General features: G+C 50.5%; 16 protein-coding genes. All 16 read right to left on the bottom strand.

From position 1 onward, the window contains the following. Positions 1–13: 13 nt before the first annotated feature. The 16 genes from murB to ACOZB4_RS13245 all read right to left on the bottom strand — a co-directional run bounded on the left by murB (position 14) and on the right by ACOZB4_RS13245 (position 20,213). On the bottom strand, positions 14–919 hold the full coding sequence (murB, locus tag ACOZB4_RS13320; protein WP_076320639.1) for a UDP-N-acetylmuramate dehydrogenase: 906 nt from the start codon (positions 917–919) through the stop codon (positions 14–16). Between the two features lie 157 nt (positions 920–1,076). Then, on the bottom strand, positions 1,077–2,186 hold the full coding sequence (gene murG / locus ACOZB4_RS13315; RefSeq protein WP_379406538.1) for an undecaprenyldiphospho-muramoylpentapeptide beta-N-acetylglucosaminyltransferase: 1,110 nt from the start codon (positions 2,184–2,186) through the stop codon (positions 1,077–1,079). A gap of 5 nt (positions 2,187–2,191) precedes the next feature. After that, positions 2,192–3,289: a stage V sporulation protein E gene (gene spoVE, locus ACOZB4_RS13310; RefSeq protein ID WP_076320637.1), complete on the bottom strand. Its 1,098-nt coding sequence runs from the start codon at positions 3,287–3,289 to the stop codon at positions 2,192–2,194. A 49-nt stretch (positions 3,290–3,338) separates the two neighbouring features. After that, on the bottom strand, positions 3,339–4,772 hold the full coding sequence (gene murD, locus ACOZB4_RS13305; RefSeq protein WP_379406539.1) for a UDP-N-acetylmuramoyl-L-alanine--D-glutamate ligase: 1,434 nt from the start codon (positions 4,770–4,772) through the stop codon (positions 3,339–3,341). Positions 4,773–4,775: 3 nt separating this feature from the next. Continuing rightward, positions 4,776–5,741 (bottom strand): phospho-N-acetylmuramoyl-pentapeptide-transferase, encoded by a 966-nt coding sequence (gene mraY / locus ACOZB4_RS13300; protein WP_076320635.1) that lies wholly within the window; start codon positions 5,739–5,741, stop codon positions 4,776–4,778. Between the two features lie 4 nt (positions 5,742–5,745). Then, positions 5,746–7,167 (bottom strand): UDP-N-acetylmuramoyl-tripeptide--D-alanyl-D-alanine ligase, encoded by a 1,422-nt coding sequence (locus tag ACOZB4_RS13295; protein WP_379406540.1) that lies wholly within the window; start codon positions 7,165–7,167, stop codon positions 5,746–5,748. Continuing rightward, on the bottom strand, positions 7,167–8,651 hold the full coding sequence (locus tag ACOZB4_RS13290) for a UDP-N-acetylmuramoyl-L-alanyl-D-glutamate--2,6-diaminopimelate ligase (RefSeq protein WP_379406541.1): 1,485 nt from the start codon (positions 8,649–8,651) through the stop codon (positions 7,167–7,169). The genes ACOZB4_RS13295 and ACOZB4_RS13290 overlap by 1 nt, the downstream gene beginning before the upstream one ends. Positions 8,652–8,710: 59 nt before the next feature. Continuing rightward, positions 8,711–10,654, bottom strand: coding sequence for a stage V sporulation protein D (locus tag ACOZB4_RS13285; RefSeq protein WP_379406542.1), 1,944 nt, complete (start codon positions 10,652–10,654; stop codon positions 8,711–8,713). Between the two features lie 87 nt (positions 10,655–10,741). Then, entirely contained in the window at positions 10,742–13,012 is a 2,271-nt protein-coding gene (locus tag ACOZB4_RS13280) for a penicillin-binding transpeptidase domain-containing protein (RefSeq protein WP_379406543.1), read from the bottom strand. A gap of 18 nt (positions 13,013–13,030) precedes the next feature. Continuing rightward, positions 13,031–13,444, bottom strand: coding sequence for a cell division protein FtsL (locus tag ACOZB4_RS13275; protein ID WP_379406544.1), 414 nt, complete (start codon positions 13,442–13,444; stop codon positions 13,031–13,033). A gap of 33 nt (positions 13,445–13,477) precedes the next feature. After that, the gene (rsmH, locus tag ACOZB4_RS13270; protein ID WP_339273450.1) at positions 13,478–14,431 is read right to left on the bottom strand and encodes a 16S rRNA (cytosine(1402)-N(4))-methyltransferase RsmH; all 954 of its coding nucleotides are present in this window, start codon (positions 14,429–14,431) and stop codon (positions 13,478–13,480) included. A 77-nt stretch (positions 14,432–14,508) separates the two neighbouring features. Continuing rightward, the gene (gene mraZ / locus ACOZB4_RS13265) at positions 14,509–14,946 is read right to left on the bottom strand and encodes a division/cell wall cluster transcriptional repressor MraZ (protein ID WP_009590832.1); all 438 of its coding nucleotides are present in this window, start codon (positions 14,944–14,946) and stop codon (positions 14,509–14,511) included. 207 nt (positions 14,947–15,153) lie between these two features. Next, positions 15,154–16,422, bottom strand: a complete 1,269-nt coding sequence (locus ACOZB4_RS13260) for an adenosylhomocysteinase (protein WP_379406545.1) — start codon at positions 16,420–16,422, stop codon at positions 15,154–15,156. Between the two features lie 40 nt (positions 16,423–16,462). Next, a complete protein-coding gene (gene bshC, locus ACOZB4_RS13255; protein WP_379406546.1) occupies positions 16,463–18,094 on the bottom strand; it encodes a bacillithiol biosynthesis cysteine-adding enzyme BshC in 1,632 nt (543 codons plus the stop codon). A gap of 188 nt (positions 18,095–18,282) precedes the next feature. Next, on the bottom strand, positions 18,283–19,221 hold the full coding sequence (locus tag ACOZB4_RS13250; protein ID WP_379406547.1) for an ABC transporter ATP-binding protein: 939 nt from the start codon (positions 19,219–19,221) through the stop codon (positions 18,283–18,285). Continuing rightward, complete coding sequence (locus ACOZB4_RS13245; protein ID WP_076320625.1) at positions 19,218–20,213, bottom strand: ABC transporter ATP-binding protein; 996 nt, start codon at positions 20,211–20,213, stop codon at positions 19,218–19,220. The genes ACOZB4_RS13250 and ACOZB4_RS13245 overlap by 4 nt, the downstream gene beginning before the upstream one ends. Positions 20,214–20,224: the final 11 nt, after the last annotated feature.

Here is a 20,224-nt window from a genome sequence, read left to right as displayed (position 1 = left end):
ATCACCTCCGAGTTTACCGCTCGCCCAGAACGTACACCTCAGGCACCATATGAATTCCGTTCTTTTCCGAGATGGTTTCCTTGATGCGTTCCATCAAAGCAAGCACGTCCTCTGCTGTCGCTTGACCGGTGTTCTCAATGAAATTGGCATGCTGTAAAGAAACTTCTGCTCCCCCGATCCGTAGGCCCTTAAGACCGGCAGCCTCGATCAACCTCGCGGCATGGTCGCCGGGCGGGTTGCGAAACACACTGCCTGCCGTTGCGGATTGGAGCGGCTGTGTACGCCGGCGACGGTCCTTGTAGGAGGCCATAACAGCTGAAATTTCTTTGCGGTCTCCTTGTCGGAGCCCAAATACCGCTTCAGTCACAATCCCTTTTCGTTCATGCAGAATGGAGTGTCGGTAATCAAACGCCATATCTTTCGCAGCATACGTAACCAATTCCCCTGTTTCCAGTACAATGTCAGCGGACTTGAATATGCGTGACACATCTGACCCATGGGCACCTGCATTCATGTAGACGGCCCCTCCGACCGATCCAGGAATGCCTCCGGCAAATTCAAGACCGGATAATCCTTCTTTTCCGGCCAGAACACTGAGCTTGACAAAAGACAGACTGCCGCCTGCAGTTACCGTCTCTCCCTCAAAATGAAGCTCCTCAAATCCCTGGCCCAGCTTGATGACCGCTCCCCGAATGCCTTTATCGGCAACCAACATGTTTGAACCGCGGCCCAGTTGTGTCCAAGGTATGTGATGGGCATGGAGAAGAGTGACCAGTTCCCTGAGCTGTTCCTTGTTCTCAGGAATAATCAGGCAATCGGCTGGTCCGCCTATTTTCCACGTCGTGTATTTTGCCAGCGGTTCATTCCATAATACGGTTCCGACATTGGCCTCTGATAGTAGCGATTTCCACTGCTGCATTTAAATAAACCTCCCCTTGACTTTCAAAACCAAAAGGCCATTCCTTCAACTAGATGAAGAGATGGCCGCTGTCAGTAATGCCGGCCTCATGGGTGTGTCACGATTATAGAGTATCTTATGTCAGGCTCCATAGGTGTGTGACAATCGCCCAGCCGTTTTAGCGTTTACCGGTTAACCGGCGGATTTCTTGAACCATGACGGTAGCCGAATCCGGTTTGCCGAGCTTTTTCGAAGCCGCGGACATCGCCTCTCTGGTAGAGCGACTGGTCATGATCTCCTCAAGCTTTCGAAACAGCGTTTCAGCCGTCAAATCCTTTTCAAGAATCATGCTGGATGCGCCCGCTTCCTCCAATTGCCTCGCATTCGCCTCCTGATGGTTATTGGTGACGTTAGGTGAAGGTATAAGTACAGATGGAATGCCCAGCGATGTAATCTCCGCCAGGAATGAAGCTCCAGCACGATTTACAATCAACGAAGTAGCCGCAAGCACTTCCGGCATATTATGAACGTAAGGCACGATATGAAGATGATTCGGCATAGTACCGAGCTGCGACAGGATGGATTCCCGTGTGTTCTCAAAATACGTATCGCCCGTCACAAACACAAAATGTACGCCTGAGTGCTTCTGTATGAACGGTGCCATCCCGATCATCGCGTTATTGATCGCCTTGGCTCCCCGGCTTCCGCCGACGATCAGCACGACCTGGCTGTCCACCGGAATGCCGAGCGTAGCAAATCCACGTTCACGATTGGCGGATAATACCGTTGTCGCACGTGGATTTCCTGTATATACCGTTCTTTTGGCTTTAGGAAAAGAGGACTCCGATCCCTCAAAGCTGACGGCAACCGTATCCGCATATCGGCTAAGGAACTGGTTGGTGAGGCCCGGGATTGCATTCTGCTCATGAATCATGGTCGGTATTCCGAGCTTGGCCGCTGCATAAACCACCGGACCACACACATAACCTCCGGTACCGATCACGACATCGGGTTTAAACTCCTTCAGGAGGGCCTTCGACCGCTTCACGCCTTTGAAAAAACGCATGATCGTCTTCACGTTATCCAGCGACAGCTTGCGCCGGAACCCCGTGATATCGATGCTCTCAAACGGCAGCTTCTCTTGGGGTACCAGCTTGCTTTCGAGGCCCCGCTGGCCTCCGATATATAAAAACTCCGTTTTCGGATCTTCTTTTTCACATTGTCTTGCAATGGCAACGGCGGGGTAAATATGCCCCCCCGTTCCGCCGCCGGTCAATACGACACGCATACCCTTCACCTCGCATAACGGGAAATATTTAATAGAATGCCCAGCGCCGTCAGCATCAGCGTCAGCGAGCTGCCTCCGTAACTGATGAGCGGCAGCGTAATCCCTGTCACCGGCATTAAACCGATAACGACACCGATATTGATAACGACCTGTATGGCGACCATGCCTACGATACCAACAGCCAGCAGACTTCCAAAGCCATCGGATACGGTCATGGCCACCCTCATGCCCCGCCACACCAAGGCAGCGAACAAGAGCAGGACAATCAAACCGCCAATAAACCCAAGTTCTTCGGCCAAGATCGAAAAAATAAAATCTGTCTGCGGTTCAGGTACATAAGCGTACTTCTGACGGCTCATGCCAAGTCCGAGTCCGCCAAGTCCCCCCGGCCCTATGGCATAGAGGGATTGGATGATCTGATAGCCTGCGCCAAGCGGGTCGGACCACGGATCGAGAAATCCAGTTATCCGCTTCAGCCGATAGGGGGCTGTTAGAATCAAACCAATGAAACCGGCTACCCCGCCTAATGCGAGAAAGCCCAGATGCTTCATCTGTGCCCCTGCGGTAAAAACGATCATCATCGCAGCACCCAGCATAACGGCACCCGTACCCAAATCAGGCTGCAGCATAATCAATCCGAATGCCAGTCCGATCAAACCAAGCGGCGGCAAAAGCCCCCTAGTAAAAGACGTAATATCATAATCTTGCTTACTAAGCCAGCGTGATAGAAACAGAATCATCCCCAGCTTCATAAACTCGGAGGGCTGAATACCGAACGAGCTGATGCCGAGCCAGCTTCTGGCCCCGCCGCGAACAACGCCAACCCCTGGAATAAGTACGATAATCAGCATAAAAAAGCAGACCAGCAGTGCAAGCTTGCTGTATTTCTTCCAAACCCGATAGTCGGTCTTCGATGTGAAATACATTGCGGCAAGCCCCAGACAGGCAAAAAACAGCTGACGCTTCACAAAATAAAACTTATCGCCATAGTCATGAAATGCGAGGACGGATCCTGCGCTATATACCATGACGATTCCGATGGCCAGCAGGGCCAAAATACAGATAAGCAGCCACAGATCGGGCGCCTGGCGGTTCTTGTTCATGGAAAGGCCACCTCGTACATCCTAAGTAGGGGCTTATCCACCCCCCTACTTAAAGGTTATGCACCGCCTCTTTAAAAATGCGTCCTCGTACCTCAAAGGAAGGAAACATGTCCCAGCTTGCACATGCGGGAGATAGAAGAACAATATCCCCGCTCTCTGCCAGCCCGGCAGCCTTCTGGACAGCCGAGGTTAAAGTCGCGGCGGCGTCCTTTCCATTATCGACGAGGAAGATGTCCTTTAATCCGGCTTTGGCAGCAGCATTCGCGATTTTCTCCTTGGTTTCGCCAAGAAGCACGATGGCTTTCACCCTTCCTTGCATAGAAGGAATCAAATCCTCGTAATCCGAGCCACGATCAAGCCCGCCAGCGATTAATACGATAGGCTCCTTAAACGAAGTCAACGCCATATGCGTCGCCTTGGAGTTCGTTGCCTTCGAGTTATTGTAATAGGATACACCCTTAAGTTCGGCTACGTATTCCAGGCGGTGCTCAACGCTGCGGAAGCTGGACAAAGCTTCTTCCAGCTTATCGGGGGCAACGCCGGCCGCTATGGCAATTGCACAGGCTGCCAATGCATTCGCTACATTAAATCTTCCGGGCAGTCCGATGTTCTCCACACGGATGATCTCATGCGTAAACCCTTCGCCATCTGTATAAATCACGGTACGCCCTTGATCGTCTTCGTCCGAGTCCTGGGCACCGACAGCATACGGCGGCAAGACGTGAACCCCTTCACGAAGGCTCTCACTCATCGAAAAAGGCACGATGCGCGCCTTGATATACGGAACAAGGTTTCTGCACACGGGATCATCCCAATTGAGCACAGCGGTATCATCCGCAGTCTGGTTGGCGAACAGCTTGGCTTTGGATGCAGTATAATCATCCATTCCGCCATGGTAATCAAGATGTGTTTCCGCAACGTTGAGAAGGCAGGCAATACGCGGTCTGAACGCCTGTGTTCCTTTTAACTGAAAGCTGCTCAGCTCAACGACCATCCAGTCGTTTTCAGTTGCTTCTGCTGCAGCCTCAGATAGAGGCGTGCCGATATTACCGGCTACAATCGGGGAAAGACCTGCGCTTTCCAGCAGCTTGCCCACCCAGGTGGTCGTCGTTGTTTTGCCATTCGAGCCCGTAATGCCGATGATCGGAGCTTCACACAGGTGATAGGCGATTTCAACTTCGGTCACGACAGGAATCTCAAGCTCAAGCGCTTTTTGAACAGGCGGGACGGAATACGGAATTCCGGGATTTTTGACAAGAAGCGTCACACCGGGATGAATAAGATCATCGGGATGTCCACCGCAAATAACAGAAATACCCAAAGCCTCGAGCTCCGAAGCTTCAGGACACTGTTCTCTTTCCTTTCTATCATTTACAATGACGAAAGCCCCAGCTTGATGCAGCACTTTAGCTACCTGTACTCCACTTTTGGCAAGGCCCAATACTACGATATGCTTATCCCGATAGTCATCTAGCTGCTTCATATGTTACAACCCCTTGTTGATATAAAGTCCGAGTCCCGCAAGTATCAGTCCCACGGCCCAAAATGTAAAGACGACGCGCCACTCCGACCAACCGGATAATTCGTAATGGTGATGGATCGGGCTCATTTTGAATATTCGTTTGCCCCGGGTTTTGAAAGAGATCACCTGAAGCACAACAGATAGCATCTCGATGACGAAGACTCCGCCAATGATCAGGAACAGCAGCTCGCTCTTGGTTACGATAGCAATGGCGCCAATGGCACCGCCGATTCCTAAAGAGCCTGTGTCTCCCATGAACACCTTGGCAGGATGAGCGTTAAATACCAGAAAACCGAGAACCGCACCGATCATCGCTGCTGCACAGAATGCCGCCGCAAACGAGGTAGACTGGATCGCCACAATGGCATAAGCACCAAAGGCAATTGCACTCACACCGGACAGAAGACCATCCAATCCATCGGTGAAATTGACCGCGTTGCTGATCGCAAGCATCATGACCACGATGAACGGATAATAGAACCACGGCCCCCAATCAAAGGACCAATCCATTCCTGGAACGCTTATTGCCGTGCTATGGCCGTTGGAGATCAATAACCAGCACATAATACCGGAAAACAGAAGCTGTCCAAACAGCTTCTGTCTAGCCGTGAGTCCTAATGATCTGCGAAATACGATCTTAATATAGTCGTCAAGAAAGCCGATCAAACCAAAACCGAGCGTGGCTACGATCATTACATAGAAATCAGTATCGACAGGTGAAAATTTAATATAAGTCAGTGTAAAAGCAAGCAAAATTACAACGCCGCCCATCGTGGGCGTCCCGGCTTTTTTCAAGTGACTCTGCGGACCGTCGCTCCTTACCTGCTGGCCGAACTTCATCCTCCGCAGCAGCGGAATGAGCAGCGGAGCCGATATCACCGCAAGCACAAACGCTACACCGATTGTCAATAACAGCAATTGAAAGTCCATCAGCTCACCCCCTCACTCCATTGTTGCCGCCAGGCAGGGCCTTCAAGGCGTCAACCACGTGTTCCAGTCTCATGCCGCGCGAAGCTTTCACCAATACGATATCCTTCTCCGTTACCCGCTCCAGCAAAGCCTCGATCAGCTGCTCTTTATCCGTAAACGGAAGCACAGCCCCTTCAGGGAAGCGATCTTTCGCTTTCTTCGCCGTGTGAAGCGACAATGGGCCGAAGGTGAACACAAGATCCGCATTGTCCGGAGATAAATAATCTCCAATCTCGGCATGGAATTCCTCTTCCCGCTGACCAAGTTCCAGCATGTCCCCGAGAACGGCAATCCGTCGGTGGTAGCCTTTCATATCTCCAAGCACGTCCACTGCCGCCTTAACCGCGGTAGGACTGGAATTGTAAGCATCATTCAGCACGGTGACCCCGAACGCAGTCTCCACAGCTTCGATCCGCATACTCGACAGCTTCAGATTGGCAAAGCCGCTGCGAATGGCTTCATCGCCGATTCCCAAATGGGCCGCTACAGCCATCGCTGCCAGCGCGTTGACTACATTATGACGACCCAGAAGCGGTAAGCTGAAGCCTTCGCCCGCATGCCGGTTCGAAGTGAATATGATGCCTCTTGCATGGAACATGAGTCCCGTCGGATAATCATCATTGGTTTCTTGATTGCCGAACGTAAACGTTCGCAGTCCCTCAGGCTTCACCGTAGCTTCTTCAGCAAGCACCTGACGGATCAACGGTTCGTCCCCGTGATAGATCAGCAATCCGCCTGGCTTCATGCCGCTGATGATTTCAAGCTTGGCGCGGGCGATTTCTTCGCGCGAACCTAGCTGAAGCATATGCGCTTCCCCTACGTTAGTAATCACCGTCATATCCGGACGCGCAATGGTCGAGAGCAGTTCAATCTCGCGACGTCCGCTCATGCCCATCTCAAGCACGATCACATCGGTATCTTCCTTCATCGCGAGTACGGTTAACGGAAGGCCGATATGATTGTTGTAATTGCCTTGCGTCTTGTGAACCTTAAACGTGGTTTCAAGCAGTGCGGACACCATGTCCTTCACTGTCGTTTTCCCGTTGCTGCCGGTAATGCCGATCACCTTTGCACGGCTCTCGGACAAATAGGCCGCAGCAAGCGACTGGAGTGCCGTTAACGTATCCTTAACGAGAATGAGCGGCAGGTCGTCGGGAATCGGTTGATGATCTCTCTGCCAGAGCACTGCGCCTGCTCCGCTGGCAAGCACGCTCTCGGCAAACGTATGCCCGTCAAATTTCTCGCCGACAATCGGAACAAACAGATTACCCGGCTGTATGGTTCGGGAGTCGGTACCGACCCCTTGAATGATAATGCTGTCATCTTGGTTACGTGAGAGCGTCCCGCCGCACATGTCGGCGATGCTCTTTAATGATTTATGGATCACTATTGTCTGCCCCTTATCGCGTCTTTGGCTACGATGCGGTCGTCAAAATCTAGCACTTCGCCCGCAATCAGCTGGTAGGTCTCATGACCTTTCCCCGCAATCAATACTACATCGCCCGGGCTTGCCATTTCAATAGCCTTTTCGATCGCTTCCCGACGATCGACGATGAGCTTGTAGCTTTCTGTTGCCACTCCGTCCTCAATCAAGCCGGCTTCGATATCCTTCAGGATCAAATCCGGGTCTTCGGTACGGGGATTATCGGAAGTCACCAATACAACATCGCTATATTTTGCGGCAATTTTACCCATGATCGGCCGTTTGGTCCGATCCCGGTCGCCGCCACAGCCGAATACCGTGAGCACCCGTCCTTCAGCAAATTCATTAACGGTACGCAGCACATTTTCGAGTCCGTCCGGCGTATGTGCATAATCCACAATCACAGCGTACGGCTGACCCTCATCCACGACCTCAACGCGGCCGTCGACTCCGGGTACGGATTCCAGGCTGTTCTTGATATCCTCGAGCGGGATTCCCTCAAGAAGCGCGGCAGCAATCGCGGCCATAGCGTTATACACGTTGAATTTCCCTACCATTCGAATTGAAATATCCGCACTGCCGCGGAATGTATCCACATGGAACGAGGTCCCTTGAGCGGTGATCGAGATGTTGCTTGCTCGTATATCCGCATCGTCTCCCAAACCATAGGTAATCACTTCCGCTGCCGTCTGCTTGGCAAAATAAGCTGAAGCCTCATCATCCGCATTCAGGACAGCATATTTGCGCGATGATTCTTCCTTGGCAAAAGCGTTGCCCAGCCGGGAGAAAAATAGTCCTTTTGCCCCGCGGTATTCTTCCATCGTATGATGATAGTCCAGATGATCCTGCGTCAGGTTTGTGAATATGGCCGTCCGGAAATCCGTTCCCTTCACCCGCCCCTGTTCGAGCGCATGCGAGGATACCTCCATCACGCAGCACTCGGTGCCTGCGTTCGCCATATCGTTCAAGTAACGCTGAAGCTCCAACGCCTCGGGCGTTGTTCTCGGCATCGGGAACGAACGGCCGTCGTATTTCATTTGAATCGTGCCGATGAGTCCGGTCTTCAGACCGTAATCGTTCATGATCGACTCAATCAAATACGTTGTCGTGGTCTTGCCGTTCGTTCCGGTTACACCGATCATCTTCATGCGGGAGCTTGGCTGATTAAAAAAGGCATTCGCCAAACCCGCCATCGCAAAACGGCTGTCCTTCACGATGACTTGCGGAAGGTCTACCTCAAGCTTACGCTCAACGACCAATGCCGCAGCGCCTTGGTCGGCAGCCTGGGCTGCAAACTGGTGCCCATCTACCGTATGACCCGGCAGACAAATGAACAAATCCCCCGCTTTCACTTGTCTCGAGTCTGTTTCAATCCCCGTTATTTCAACATCTCCGGATCCTTTGATAACAGCAGCAGCCAATACGGATGATAATTGCTTCAATTTCATTGTTATCCCTCTCTCTATATATCTGCATCATCCGTCCCGCTCGTGAACCAGATGATGCCTTAATGTTCGTGCTTGGATTCCTCCGGGTCTTCACCCATATAAATCCGAATGGTAGCCCCCCGCTCCACCCGGCTTCCCGGCTTCGGGGCCTGGGAAATCACCGTGTTGCCGGTCCCGGACTTGGCCAGCATGAAATTCATATTCAGATCCTCATAGAGATCCTGAATGGTCGCTCCGACCAGATTCGGCACAGTCACGGTTGGCGTCTCGCCATATTTATACTCGCGGGCAAGCTGATCTTTACGCGGTGGAACCTTCATATAATGCAGCGCATCCTCCAGGATGTTCTGTACGATTGGAGCAGCTACGACACCACCGAACTGAATGCCCTTCGGATTATCTACCGCAGTGTACACCACAATCTCAGGATCATCGGCAGGTGCGAATCCGACAAACGATACAATATGCTCGGTCGACGAGTAGCGGCCGTTAATAACCTTCTGGGCAGTTCCCGTCTTCCCTCCGACGCGATAACCGTCAATGAAGGCCGGACGTCCGGTCCCTTTGGCGACAACGCTCTCGAGCGCCTCGCGCACTTGCTTGGATGTTTCTTCCGAGATCACTTGTCTGACGAGCTCCGGCTTGATTTCCTCAACCGTCTCTCCCGTCTCCGGATTGACCCACGCCTTGGCCACATGCGGCTTAAACAATTTGCCGCCGTTAATGGCCGCGGACACTGCCGCAACCTGCTGGATCGGCGTAACTGATACTCCCTGCCCAAATGCCGTTGTGGCTAACTCAACCGGACCGACGTTAGCGAGTTTGAACAGGATGCCATTCTCTTCCCCATTCAAATCGATGCCCGTCTTGGCCCCAAAGCCAAAATCGCGGATATACTGGAACAGGCTTTCCTTGCCCAGCTTCTGACCTAACGCCACAAAGCCCGGGTTGCAGGAGTTCTGGACAACCTCCATGAAGGTCTGGCTGCCATGTCCGCCTTTTTTCCAGCAGCGCAGTCTTGCTCCACCGACCTCTACCGCCCCACTGTCAAAGAAGTGATCGCTCTTCAGATTAACCTTGTCCTCTTCAAGGGCAGCGGCAAGCGTAATAATCTTGAACGTCGAGCCCGGTTCATAGGTCATCCAGATCGGCAGGTTGCGATTATACGTCTCGGCTGAAAACTGCTGGTAATTGGCAGGAGAATAACCCGGCCTGCTGGCCATCGCCAAAATCTCGCCTGTCTTGGGATTCATGGCAATCGACCAGGCCCCGTTCGCCTGATACTTCACCATGGCTTGGTCAAGCTCCCGCTCCATAATGGACTGGATCGATTTATCGATCGTTAGCTCCAGATTCAAACCATCACGAGGCTCGACATACTTCTCCGAGGAGCCCGGCATGATTCTTCCGCCTGCATCGGACAGATAGGATATTCCGCCTTCGAAGCCCTTCAGCTTGTCGTCATGCATGGCTTCCAAGCCGGTAAGTCCCTGACTGTAGGCCCCTGTGAATCCCAAAATATGGGCTGCGAGATCGCCATAGGGATAATACCGTTTGTAATCCTCAGCAACAACGATACCCGGCAGCTTCAAATCACGAATTTCCTGAGCCAGCTCCATCGTAATTTTTCGTCCACCGGGATTTATCCGTTCCAACCTCGAACGTTTCGTAATGATTTTCTTGATATCGGTTTTGTCCATGTTGATAAGCCCAGCCAAGGTTTCGGCCGTATGGTCCGGATCTTTGATTTGTACAGGAATCGCCCAAATGGTCGGTGTCGTTATATTCGTAACCAATGCGGTTCCGTTACGATCCAAAATTTCACCACGCTGTGCCGCAAACGGAATGTCGCGGCGCCAGAGATCCTCCGCCTTCGCCGACAGCTCCGTTCCTTTTCCAATCTGCACGTAAGCCAATCTGATGATCAGTGCCGAGAACAGCAGGAGCAGCAGCAGCAGGCTCCAGAGCAGTCTTCTCCGCTGCGATACCTTGGATACTTTCACCTAAGCTTCCCTCCCTGTTTGAACCCGAAAGCTCATGATTATGCGTTCTTCACATGAGTATTCGGGACAAACCCGGGTTAGAACAAGCTATTCCCCTCCTGCGCTGCCTGTTGTTTCAGTTTCTTCATCGGTGGATTCTTCCCCGTTAGGATCTTCGTTGCCAGCGGATGATGTTTCATCAGAGCTGCTGCTTCCCGTTATTAACTCTTGCGCCGATTTCAGGGTTAACTGCACGATTCGCTGGCCATTCTCCTTGGCTTCCAATTGCGAAACAACGTAGCCCTCACCTTGAACATTAACCTTTACTTTCATCAAGGTGAGCACTTCCATGGCGTCCCTGAGCGATTCACCCTCTAAATTCGGGATTTTCATCGTTGGGCTATCCTCAGTAAGAAGATAGATCCGTTGCCCTGCACTAATGATTGCATTTGCAGGCGGATATTGCTCTTTCACCGTGTTTCCGTTGCCCAAGGTCTCAAATGCCACTCCATCCTTCAGCAGCTTGGCTTTTACGTCACTCAGCTTCAGCCCCGTAAAGTCTGGTGCTTTCAGGGAATCCTTCTGCGTCGTGCCTGCATTCGATTTTTCTTTATCCTGAGCCTCATTCGATTTGGGAACGCCCCAATAATTCAAGGTCTTGGAGACGATTTCTTTGAATATCGGTGCTGCCAGCTTACCACCGCCCTGTTCCACGTTTGGTTCGTCGATAATGACCAGCACGGCAATCTTCGGATTCTCGACGGGAGCGTATCCGATGAACGAAACCACTTGTTTCGAACGGTCTTTATATCCGCCGCCGGATTTTATAGCGGTACCGGTTTTACCCGCAACCCGGTAGCCATCAATATACGCAAGCCTACCTGTACCAATGGATTGGTCGGCTACTACCTGCTCAAGGTAAGTCCCTGTTTCTCTTGCGGCCTTAGGAGATATGACCTGGCGCACGACTTCCGGCTCGATTTTATCAACCTTACCCGTGTTAGGGTCCTCGATCTGCTTCACCATATGAGGCTTCATGAGCTTGCCTCCGTTGGCCACTGCCGAAATAGCAGCAATCTGTTGGATAGGCGTTACGGATACAGCGTAACCGTAGGTCATGGTTGAAATATCGGAATCATAAGTCATATTCAAGGTACCCAAAACTTCGACTGGGAGGTCGATCCCCGTTCTCTGAGTAAACCCAAATTCCTTAATATAGTTGGTAAATCGTTCCTTGCCAAGCATTTCGAATCCCAATTTGACAAAAGCAACGTTACTCGACTTCTTCACGCCTTCCAAATAGGTGATAGGCCCCCACCCTACGCTGTTAATGTCCCGGTGAGTTCTTCCACCCGCTCTTATGGATCCGGATTGATAAATAGCACCCGGGTTAAACAGCTTCTCCTGAACTGCACTGGCCAGCGTTACAATTTTGAAGGTCGATCCCGGCTCATAGGTGGACCGCACGGCATGATTGTTAAAATTCTTTTGATTCCATTCCGAATATGTATTGGGATCAAAAGTCGGCATATTGGCCATCCCCAGTATTTCCATCGTGTTCGGATCCGCTGCGATTACCGTCATACTGATTGGTTTATATTGGTTATACGTGTCGCGCATCGCTTCCTCGATATAATACTGGATTGTATCGTCGGTCGTCAGCACTAAATTTTTCCCATTTATTGCAGGCTGATATAAATCGTTCTCACTCGGCAGCTTGACCCCCTTCTTGTCACTCTTGTAAGAAGCGAATCCGTCAGTTCCCTTCAGCTCGTCGTCATAATATTGCTCAATGCCTCCGACACCTTTACCCTGACGATCGGTATAACCCAAGATATGTGCAGCCAATGTCTCTTTGGGATAGAATCGTTTTGACTCTCGCTGAAAGCCGATACCCGAATCGGGAACCTTACCGGCAGCCTTTAATTTTTGATTCAAGCTTTCACTAAACTCTTTAACCTCTTCCATCTTCTCCTGGTCAATCTTCCATCCTTCACTGCGGACTTCACGGCCTTTGAGGTATTCCCCTTTATCGTCTTTAGCTTTAACCAGCTCACGAAGTTCGCCCTCATCCTTGTCGAGAATCTCATGCAGCCCTTTAACGACCTCATTCTCCATGCCGTTAGCCTGAATGACCGCAGGGTTCACAATGACCGTAAAGGCAGGCGCATCCATGGCAAGAATATCGCCGTCCCGATCCATAATCGTCCCTCGTGTGGCCGGAAGATCCTGTTTACGCGACCATTTCGATAAAGCTTGTTCCTTCCAGAAGTCGTTATCGATTACCTGCAGCCAAAAGACCCGTCCAATCAATAAAGCAAAAAAGAGGGTTATACATCCCCCTATTAGCACAGTACGCAATTTGATTTTTTTTATCATCGGTCAAAACCTCACACTTCAATCATTTTGTCCCGAGTCCGAATTCTGTGTCCCGGATGAACCCGAGACGGGTGATAGATGGATCGTATTTTTATCCTCAATAGGCACATAACCCAACTCTTTTGCCTTGTCCAATATTTGCGTCTCCAGTGTTTGCTTTTCAACCTGAAGCTGATCAATATTTCGTTTCGCTTTGAGTATATTATTGTCGGTATCATGAATTTGCCGATTTAAGTCATAGGAATGAACATGACTCATGCCAATGACGCCCATGACGGCAACCACAAACACCACGGACAACATATACAGCAGCTTTTCTTTTTGCGGAAGCTGGGAACGACGTTTGACGACTTTTGTCTTCTCGAGATAAGCGGACTGCTGCGTTTCCTTCTGTCTCTCCTGTACGGCTAAATTGCCGCGTGTGTAGGCCATGGCTGATTCTCCTTCTTCAGGGATTTGATGTTTCTACAGTTTCTCCGCAATCCGCAGCTTCGCTGATCGTGCCCTTGGATTACTCTCAATCTCTTCCGCAGAGGGCATAAGCGGTTTGCGGTTCACCAGTTTCAGATCACCTTGGCCGCCTCCGCACACACACATCGGAAAGTCTGGAGGGCACGTACACTTGGGAATGTAGCTGTTAAAAATCTGTTTGCATATCCGGTCTTCGAGCGAGTGAAAAGTGATTACTGAAACTCTTCCTCCTGGTGCAAGACATCTCACGGCTTGGTGAAGCGCATCTTTGAATGCGCCAAGCTCATCATTTACCGCAATCCGAAACGCTTGAAAACTTCGTTTCGCCGGATGGCCGCCCGTTCTCCGAGCTGCGGCCGGAATCCCTTCCTTAATCATTTCGACAAGCTCACCCGTTGTTTGAATAGGACTCTGTGCCCTTCTTTCAACAATGACCTTGGCAATTCGTCTTGAAAATTTCTCTTCGCCGTATTCATACAATATTCGTGCGATTTCCTGTTCTGGCCATTCGTTTACAATCTTGGCTGCGGTAAGCTCAGCGGACTGATCCATCCGCATATCAAGCGGGGCATCATGGTTGTAACTAAAACCTCTCTCCCCTTCATCGAACTGCGGAGAGGATACGCCCAAATCGAACAGTATACCGTCAACTTGCGGCTGCCCGTTCTCATCAACCTCCACTTCGTTTCGGAGCACCTCCTCCAAATCACGAAAATTGGTTTTGACAAGAGTGATCCGGTCCACATAAGGCTTCATGACTTCCCGGGCATTATTCAATGCCCAGTCGTCTTGATCCAGTGCGATTAACCGGCCCTTCGAACTTAGTTGGGAAGCAATAAGCGAGCTGTGCCCTGCTCCCCCGAGCGTACAGTCAACATATATACCGTCTGGTTTGATGCGCAGCCCTTCTGTTGCTTCTTGCTTAAGCACTGTGATGTGATGGAACAAAGCTGCAGCCCTCCATTGTGTCTCATTCATGATTTTTAAGTGTAACTTGTCCATTTCAATACGATGTTCCTAGCTGGTTATAAATCAAAATCAAAGTCTACCAGCTTCTCAGCAATGTCGTTGAATGCTTCCTCCGACTGCTGATAGTAATTCTGCCACTGCTCCTTGCTCCAGATCTCCACTCGGCTCGATACGCCGATGACAACGCATTCCTTCTCGAGCTTGGCGAACTCGCGCAAATTGCCCGGCAAATTTACCCTTCCCTGTTTATCCCATTCACATTCTGTCGCCCCGGAGAAAAAAAACCGAGTGAATGCACGTGCATCCGACTTCATGAGTGGCAGGGATTTGAGCTTCTGCTCCATGATGGCCCATTCATCTTTGGGGTATACAAAGAGGCAATTGTCCAATCCGCGGGTTACGATAAACGAGGTGCCCAGGAGGTCACGAAATTTAGCAGGGATGATGATTCTCCCCTTATCGTCGATGCTATGTTGAAACTCCCCCATGAACATCAGGCACTCCACCCCTTAACCCCGATTCCCCACTTTGCACCACTTTCCACCACTTTAGGATAATAGATTCGGCGTCAAGAATCAAATACCTTCTAACGAGCATTTGTTTTTTTGGAACTTTCTCTCAGGACATTCGCACAAAAAACCTCCTTTCATCCCACTCGGGGATGGAAAGGAGGTTTGCAAATGATCTAAAGCTGCTGCTGTTTAGTGCTGAGCCCAGCTGTCCAAGTAAGACTTTTGCTCAGCGCTCAGACTGTCGATTGTAATACCTAGACTTTCCAGTTTATATAAGGCAACCTGTTCATCCAATTCGTAAGGAACATTTACTACGTGGTTACCGATGTTCTTGTACTGATCATTCACGTGTTTGAGAGACAAAGCTTGAAGCGCAAACGTCATATCCATAATTTCTGCCGGATGTCCGTCACCTGCCGCCAGATTCACCAAACGGCCTTCGGCAAGCAAATAAATCTTACGACCATCTTTCAGATGATATTCTTCAATATTCCGCCGAACCGTGCGAACCGATTGAGACCGTTCTGACAAATCCGGTTTATTGACTTCCACATCGAAGTGACCGGCATTGGATAAAATGGCACCGTCCTTCATGACATCAAAGTCTTCCCCACTAATGACATCGCGGTTACCCGTGACGGTGACAAAGAAGTCTCCCAATTTGGCTGCTTCGTGCATTGGCATGACGCGGAAGCCGTCCATATAAGCTTCAACGGCCTTAATTGCATCAATCTCGGTCACAATGACGTTGGCACCAAGACCTTTGGCACGCATGGCGACGCCCTTCCCGCACCAGCCATACCCTACGACAACGACGGTCTTGCCTGCAACCACCAGGTTGGTCGTCCGGTTAATTCCGTCCCAGACCGATTGTCCAGTACCATAACGGTTATCGAATAAGTATTTGCAGTATGCATCATTCACGGCAACCATCGGGAAGTTCAGTGAGCCTTCCTTCTCCAAAGATTTCAGGCGCAGGATGCCTGTCGTTGTCTCTTCCGCACCGCCTCGAATTCCTTCAAGCAGATCCGTACGTTCCGAGTGAAGGATCGTTACGAGATCCCCGCCATCGTCAATGATCAGATCGGGTCTGGTCTCGAGTGTTGAAATGAGGTGCTGCTTGTATTCTGCAGGATCCGGGTTATACTTGGCAAACACCGTGATCCCGTCTTCTACCAATGCGGCACACACATCATCTTGAGTAGACAACGGATTACTGCCCGTAATTGTCACTTCAGCTCCGCCAGCCTGAACGACTTTCGCCAGATAAGCGGTCTTGGCTTCCAGATGCAAGGAGATGGCGACTTTCAACCCTTTGAATGGCTGTTCTCTCTCGAATTGTTCACGCACCCGGTTTAATACCGGCATATGCGCTTTCACCCAATCAATTTTCAAATGACCTTCCGGTGCCAGTTTCAAGTCGGTAATATTGCTGGTTTGTATTGATGATGAGCTCATTTAACGGCCTCCTATGATCTGATGATTGAATTCCTGATCATTATACGTAAACGACCCTGTGAATGCCCGAAGCAACATATGGGATTTCCATCAGGCGATCCACCAGATTCAATCCATAACGATTCATGTATTCCAGGATATTATACACCCTCTCCTGAGGTTTCCCTTCCGGCATCAGTGTCTGTTCAATGCGTTTCCACTGTGCCAGTGCGGCCTCATGCTGCTGTTCCAAGGCATTCCGGGATTTACTTAACAGGTAATCCATCTGCTCCAATATTTTTTCTTTATTGGTTAGACCTAATTTTAACAGTCCACTTTGCATTTTGCCAAGATCTTCTATTAAAGGCTGATATAATGCTTCAAATTGTTCCCGGGTTTGACTGAATCGTCCCTCAAGATTCAACTCATCCTTGCTGGCAAGCCAAGCCTCACGCTTCTCAGACAAACGGAGGTGAACATCCTCGAAGGACAATCCATATTTCTCCATAAGCTTATGGACGGTTCCATCAACGATGGAGAATGACATTCTCGGGATGATCAGTGGCATCTGCAAACCTAAGTCGGAAAATGCATAGCGCGTAATCGCCCAATAAGAAATCTCGCCTGGACCGAGTATCGTTCCGAGCACGGGCAGCAGCGAATCCTGCATAATTGGACGGGTCAGCACATTGTTGCTGAAGCGTTCAGGATGCTGATGCAAATCCCGAAGCAGTTCTTCCTCCGTGAGCGTAATGATGCCTTTCCGGTCTGAGAATACACGTCCTTCTCGGTAAAGCAGCAAGCGTCTGCCTTCATGCAAGTAGAACAAGTTGGCCCCATTCTCGGATACATCAGCCTGCACTTCATAACCCAAACCTGCGATATCCCTTGCTGCCTGCTGGTACGAAAGTCCCATTGTTTCGTTGCGGGTAATCAAAGATTCGAATACGGGCACTTCCAACGCCCGCAGTCCCGGATCTGCAGAATCCAGGAGTATTAGCCCATATTTGCCGAACATACAGCTGATGAGTTTAGCAAATGCCTCGCTGAGTCCAGCCGAACCGTCAAACGATTCCCTGGCCATCTTCAGCAGATCCGCCTTATATTCGCTGTCTGCCAGTTGAATCTGGAGCTCTGCCAGCATTGCATTCCAATCTTCTTCAGCAACGTCAGTATAACTAACCGACGTCCTGAGTCCGTCCTTGGCATCAAGCTTGATCTTGGAAAGCTGCTGATCCTGACTCAGGAAGTACGTATGATTCACTTCATCCCAATCATGATCCTCCCCTGCGATCCAAAATACAGGCACGACAGGACGATTCAAGCGCTCTTCCGCTTCGCGGGCCGCTTGAATGACGGTAATTGCTTTATATATGACAAGCAGAGGTCCGGTGAACAAACCGCTTTGTTGTCCACCAACCATGGTAACCGTTCCTGGCTGCTCCAGAAGTTGGAGTGATTTATGTACAGCGGGATGATCATTGTGTTTCTGATTATACGTCCGAAGGCAATCTGCCAGCGCTTTACGCTGAATTCGTTTGTCTTCCGAAAGATCCAGCCATTGTACCCGCTCTGCATAGCTGTGCTCGCCGCGGTAATCTTCACCGTAGAACCCGCTTACCCGGTCGAAGTGATGAATATAATCCTGAGCGAGACGCGAAGCGAGGGATAATGGTTCCGGAACGATATTCATGAGGTATTCCTCCTATTCTACGTCGCAACCAAATCTAGATTGTGCATGAAATTTAATTTATTCTATAACATTTTGCCTTTCTTGATTGTACCGAATGTTGGCATTCTGCGTCAAAGGAAAAGAATAGCCGCCGGCACGATGCCAGCGGCTATTCTTGAAGCAGCTTTCTCATATTCAGGTCCGCTTGTTCAAGCGTAGGCTTTTGCAACCCAGTGTCCTTTGGACACTTCGACCAATTCCGAATCCTTCACATCCAGTTGAACCGTTCCGTCTTCGCCTTTGGCAGCTGAAATCGGCCCCTGCATATCGTTTTCCAGCTTGAGACGCTTTTTGTTTGCCTCAATTTCTGGATCCGGAATCGGAATTGCGGACAACAAGGTCTTGGTATAAGGATGGATCGGATTTGCATACAGTTCTTCACTGTCTGCTAGTTCCACCATTTTACCCAAATACATAACCGCTACCCTGTCACTGATATGCTTAACCATGGACAGGTCATGCGCAATGAAGAGATAGGTCAAGCCCAAACGGTCCTGCAAATCCTTGAGCAGGTTGACAACCTGCGCCTGAATCGAAACGTCAAGCGCCGAGATTGGCTCGTCGCATATGATGAATTTAGGGTTTACCGCAAGAGCACGAGCAATCCCGATCCGTTGGCGCTGACCGCCGGAGAATTCATGAGGGTAACGCGTCGAGTGGTCACTATTCAAGCCGACCATATCCAGCAGCTCCTCAATCCGCTTCTTGCGTTCGGCGCGGCTGCCGGCCATACCGTGAATATCCAAAGCTTCTCCGATAATATCCGACACCGTGAATCTTGGATTCAGCGAGGCATACGGATCCTGGAAGATCATTTGCATATCGCGGCGCATCGCCTTCATCTTGCCCGGAGACAGCTTGTAAATATCCGTTCCGTTAAAATTAACGCTGCCGGCCGTAGGTTCATAGAGACGAAGAATCGTCCGTCCTGCTGTTGATTTACCACAACCCGACTCTCCCACCATGCCAAGCGTTTCGCCTTCACGGATATAGAAGTTCAGGTCGTCAACTGCTTTAAGAATCCGGCCTTTGCCTACGTTAAAATACTTCTTCAAGCCTTTTACCTCAATCAAGTGGTTATCCTTCATGAACCCTGCGCCTCCTTCGCCATCGGATGCAGATTCCAGCAGCGGGCCATATGCGTGTCGCTAAATTCCGTTGCGCCCGGATCCACCCGTTCACAAATTCGCATAGCTTCATCACAGCGAGCGGCGAACGGACAGCCTACAGGCGGTTTGATCAGATCCGGTGGTGTTCCGATAATTGGAATAAGCGGTTCGTCTTTCTTCTGATCCAGACGAGGCATGGAGCGAAGCAAACCTTTGGTGTAAGGATGCTGCGGATTTTTGAAAATCTCCCATTTCGTTCCTGTTTCCACCACTTCACCTGCATACATTACGATGACACGGTCACACATGCCGGCAACAACGCCGAGGTCATGCGTGATCAGAATGATCGATGTGCCCAAGCGTTCCTGCATTTCCTTCATAACGTCCATAATCTGTGCCTGAATGGTCACGTCGAGTGCCGTTGTCGGTTCGTCCGCAATCAGCAGCGTCGGCTTACATGCAAGCGCAATGGCGATCATCGCACGCTGCCGCATACCGCCGGAGAACTCATGCGGATACTGATTGAAGCGCTCCTCCGCATTTTTGATACCCACCAGCTTCAGCATTTCTATGGCGTGTTTTTTGGCTTCGGAGAAAGACATCCCCTGGTGCTTGATCAGCACCTCCGTAATTTGCTTACCTATTCGAATGGTCGGGTTTAGCGACGTCATTGGATCCTGGAAGATCATCCCGATATCCTTGCCGCGAATCGCTTCCATCTGTTTATTTGTTTTTTTGAGAAGGTCTTGTCCTTGGAAAATGACCTCACCCTTTTTTATTTCTGAGGGCGGGGACGGAATCAATCGCATAATGGTCTGGGCGGTAACACTTTTACCGCTTCCGGACTCACCGACGATGGCAACCGTCTCCCCCTTGCCGACTTCAAAATTCATGCCGCGGACTGCTTTTACTTCACCGCCGCGAACACGAAACGATACGTTGAGGTCCTTTACCTGCAAGATCGGTTCCATACCTTCCCACC

The organism is Paenibacillus sp. NPDC058898, from assembly GCF_049316025.1.
GTDB lineage: Bacteria > Bacillota > Bacilli > Paenibacillales > Paenibacillaceae > Paenibacillus_AQ.
Note: the sequence above shows the minus strand (reverse complement) of the source record. Positions and strands in the feature narration are given on the sequence as shown.

Bases quoted from the DNA above. Each gene is read 5' to 3' on its own strand.
- ACOZB4_RS13245 (WP_076320625.1), bottom strand. From the start codon at position 20,213: ATGGAACCGATCTTGCAGGTAAAGGACCTCAACGTATCGTTTCGTGTT.
- murG (WP_379406538.1), bottom strand. From the start codon at position 2,186: ATGCGTGTCGTATTGACCGGCGGCGGAACGGGGGGGCATATTTACCCC.
- murB (WP_076320639.1), bottom strand. From the start codon at position 919: ATGCAGCAGTGGAAATCGCTACTATCAGAGGCCAATGTCGGAACCGTA.
- spoVE (WP_076320637.1), bottom strand. From the start codon at position 3,289: ATGAACAAGAACCGCCAGGCGCCCGATCTGTGGCTGCTTATCTGTATT.
- mraY (WP_076320635.1), bottom strand. From the start codon at position 5,741: ATGGACTTTCAATTGCTGTTATTGACAATCGGTGTAGCGTTTGTGCTT.
- murD (WP_379406539.1), bottom strand. From the start codon at position 4,772: ATGAAGCAGCTAGATGACTATCGGGATAAGCATATCGTAGTATTGGGC.
- ACOZB4_RS13280 (WP_379406543.1), bottom strand. From the start codon at position 13,012: ATGATAAAAAAAATCAAATTGCGTACTGTGCTAATAGGGGGATGTATA.
- ACOZB4_RS13275 (WP_379406544.1), bottom strand. From the start codon at position 13,444: ATGGCCTACACACGCGGCAATTTAGCCGTACAGGAGAGACAGAAGGAA.
- ACOZB4_RS13250 (WP_379406547.1), bottom strand. From the start codon at position 19,221: ATGAAGGATAACCACTTGATTGAGGTAAAAGGCTTGAAGAAGTATTTT.
- ACOZB4_RS13290 (WP_379406541.1), bottom strand. From the start codon at position 8,651: ATGAAATTGAAGCAATTATCATCCGTATTGGCTGCTGCTGTTATCAAA.
- bshC (WP_379406546.1), bottom strand. From the start codon at position 18,094: ATGAATATCGTTCCGGAACCATTATCCCTCGCTTCGCGTCTCGCTCAG.
- mraZ (WP_009590832.1), bottom strand. From the start codon at position 14,946: ATGTTCATGGGGGAGTTTCAACATAGCATCGACGATAAGGGGAGAATC.
- ACOZB4_RS13260 (WP_379406545.1), bottom strand. From the start codon at position 16,422: ATGAGCTCATCATCAATACAAACCAGCAATATTACCGACTTGAAACTG.